Below are 2,931 nucleotides of genomic sequence, written 5' to 3' on the forward strand. Positions count from 1 at the left end.
GAAGCCGGCGCCGGCGCCCGTGCCGGCGTCGGCCGCCGCATCGGTGGCCCCGGTGGCCGCTGTCCGCCAGGAGGCGCCGCCGCCGGCCACCGGCGGTTGCTCCGGCCTGCTGCCCGCGCGCTTTCGGCTGCGGCGCTGGCCAGCGGCCGATGCGCTGCTGGCCCACCGCTACGGCCACCGCCTGGCCAGCTTCTTGTCGCAGGGCGAGATGTCGCTGGCCGAGTTGTCGCACGCCAGCAATGTCGAGCCCGGCCAGTGCCGGCAGTTCCTGTCTGACATGCTTTCGCGCGGCTGGCTGGACGTGGTCGACGCCAGCGCCGCCGTCACCGGCCATGTGCCGCTGGACCTGCCGCTGGCCGCCGCCCCGGTGCGCCCCCGCACCGCCGAGGAGCCGGCCGATGTGGCCGCTGGCACCTCCCGCTTCGGGCCGGACTCGGTCTGGCTGCAGGAAGTGGCCCCGGGCGCGGTGGGCCTGTTCCGCCGTCTGCGGGATCTCTTCAAGGTCCAGGGCCGCGTGCGCGGTCCCGTGGGCGCCCCGGACCCCGCCACCTCCTTCTGAGCCCCGGACGCCGGCGCCCCACTACGCGGGGCGCTGCGGGTTGTCCCGGGCCCGGGCGGACCTGCGGGCGACCGGCGCGACCGCCAGGCCCGCGGCATGATGGGTCATGGCCCTGACCTCCGATGCCACCCCTGCCGCCTTGCCGCCGGCGTCGCCTGAGCCCGACGGTCTGCAGGCCTGGCAGGTCATGGTGGGCGGGCTGTGCGGCCTGGTCCTCTCCCTGGGCCTGGCCCGCTTTGCCTACACCCCGCTGCTGCCGGTGCTGCAGGCCCAGACCGGGCTGGACGACGCGCAGGCCGGGCTGCTGGCCGCGGTCAACTACGCCGGCTACATGGCCGGCGCCCTGGCGGCCGCCTGGATCGAATCGCCCCGCTGGCGCCAGCGCCTTTACGGCCTGGGCCTGTGGGCCGCGGTGCTCAGCACGGCGGCCTGCGGGCTGGGGGCCTGGTGGCCAGGCTGGATGCTGCTGCGCCTGATCGGCGGCTTGTGCGGTGCCACCGGCCTGCTGCTGGGCAGCGGCCTGGTGCTGGGCTGGCTGATGCGCCAGGGCCGGCGGCCCGAGCTGGGGGTGCACTTCATCGGCGTGGGCCTGGGCATCGTCGTCTCGGCCGTGGCGGCGGGCCTGTTCACCCGCTGGTGGCCGCACTGGCAGCACCCCTGGTGGGCCCTGGGGGCGGTGGGGGCGCTGTTCCTGTGGCCGGCCTGGCGCTGGCGGCCGCCGGTGCCGCCGGCGGCGGGCCCATCCACCGGCGCGGCCGCCGCGCCTGCGCCGGACGGCCCGCCCCGCCGCTGGTGGGCGCTGCTGGCGCTGGCCTACTTTGCCGCGGGCTGGGGTTTTGTGGTCAGCGCCACCTTCACCGTCACCATCGTCGAGCGTGTGCCGGCCCTGGCCGGCCAGGGCACCCTGGTGTGGGCCGGCGTGGGGGTGGCCGCCATGCCCGCGGTGGCCGCCTGGGACCGTGTGGCCCACCGCCTGGGCGACACCCGGGCCCTGCGGGCAGCCTACCTGCTGCAGACGCTGACCCTGATGGCCCCCGCCGCCTCCGACACCCTGGCGGCGGCCTGGGTCGGGGCGCTGGGCTATGGCGCCACCTCCATCGGCATCGTGAGCATGACCCTGGCGCTGGTGGGCCGCCATTCGCCGGCCAATCCGGGCAAGGCCATGGCGCGGCTCACCCTGAGCTATGGCAGCGCGCAGGTGCTGGCCCCGGCGCTGACGGGCTGGATGGCCCTGGCCAGCGGCAGCTTCCATGGCGGCCTGTGGCTGACCGCGGCGGTGATGGGCCTGGGCTGCGTGGCGCTGGCGGCACTGCCGCGGGCTGACCGACGGGTGGGCTGAGCGGCTTGAGCGGTTGCCCGGTGTCTGGCGCCCGCGCTGGGCGCCGCCGCCGGTCCGGCGGTCGCTCCGGCGCTGGCGGGCGCCGGGGCGGGCGTGGCATGGTGCGCCGACGCTTTTTCCCCGCGGCCCACGTAGATGGGGCATGAGCGTCTTGAATCCCCCCTGTCCCTGCCGGGACGCGCCCCTGGAGCCGGAGGAGCCCCGCCCCATGTCCCTGACCGAGCTGGAACCCAGTGCCTCGGCCCGCCTGGCGGCCTGGCTGGACGCCGCCGCGCGCGGCGACCGCCAGGCCTTCATGGCCGTGTACGACGCCACCCACCGCCACCTCTACGGCCTGGCCCTGCGCATGATGGGCCGCGCCGACGCGGCCGAGGACGTGCTGCAGGAGGCCTTTGTCAAAGTCTGGCACCACGCCGCCCAGTTCGACCCGGCCCGCGCCCAGCCCATGACCTGGCTCATCCACATCGTGCGCCACCAGGCCATCGACCAGCTGCGCCGCCTGCGCACCGAGGCCGGGCGCACCCGCGCCCTGGACGAGAGCGACCTGGAACTGCCCGACGTGGACGGTCTGCGGCCCGAGCAGGCGCTGGACGAAGGCTTGCGCCGCCTGCACCTGGACCAGTGCATGGGCGGCCTGAGCCCCAGCCAGCGCCAGGCGCTGGCCCTGACCTACTTCAAAGGGTGGCCGCACCAGGACATTGCCCAGGCCATGGGCGTGCCGCTGTCCACCGCCAAGTCCTGGGTGCGCCGCGGCCTGGAGCAGCTGCGCCAATGCCTGGCCCGCCTGGGCGTGGGAGCACTGGCATGAACCGGCAGGCGCCCCATGTGCTGGAGGCCCTGGCCCAGGGCCATGTGCTGGGCACGCTGCGCCCGGCCACCGCGCGCGGCTTTGCGCGGCTGCTCCAACGCTCTGCGGCGGCCCGCGAGGCGGTGCGCCAATGGGAGGAGCGCCTGGCCGCGCTGGCCCTGGCGCTGCCGCCGGCCGAGCCGTCGGCCGCGCTGCGCGAGCGGGTGCTGGCCCGGGTGACGCGGG

Annotated in this window: 3 protein-coding genes and 1 pseudogene; all 4 read left to right on the forward strand. The window is 76.4% G+C overall.

Annotated features, from left to right (window positions below; translation table 11 throughout):
- Positions 1 to 559, forward strand: a 559-nt coding sequence (locus tag G3A44_RS23040) for a hypothetical protein (protein ID WP_163460095.1), incomplete at its 5' end; no start/stop codon positions are given.
- A gap of 106 nt (positions 560 to 665) precedes the next feature.
- Entirely contained in the window at positions 666 to 1,898 is a 1,233-nt protein-coding gene (locus G3A44_RS23045; RefSeq protein ID WP_163460096.1) for a YbfB/YjiJ family MFS transporter, read from the forward strand.
- 208 nt (positions 1,899 to 2,106) lie between these two features.
- A complete protein-coding gene (locus tag G3A44_RS23050) occupies positions 2,107 to 2,706 on the forward strand; it encodes an RNA polymerase sigma factor (protein ID WP_163460097.1) in 600 nt (199 codons plus the stop codon).
- Positions 2,703 to 2,931, forward strand: a pseudogene (locus tag G3A44_RS23055) (anti-sigma factor); the annotation flags it as partial. The gene G3A44_RS23050 and the pseudogene G3A44_RS23055, both read left to right, overlap by 4 nt.

Origin of the sequence: Ideonella livida, from assembly GCF_010499455.1 — a bacterium.
Classification (GTDB): Bacteria; Pseudomonadota; Gammaproteobacteria; order Burkholderiales; family Burkholderiaceae_C; genus Ideonella; species Ideonella livida.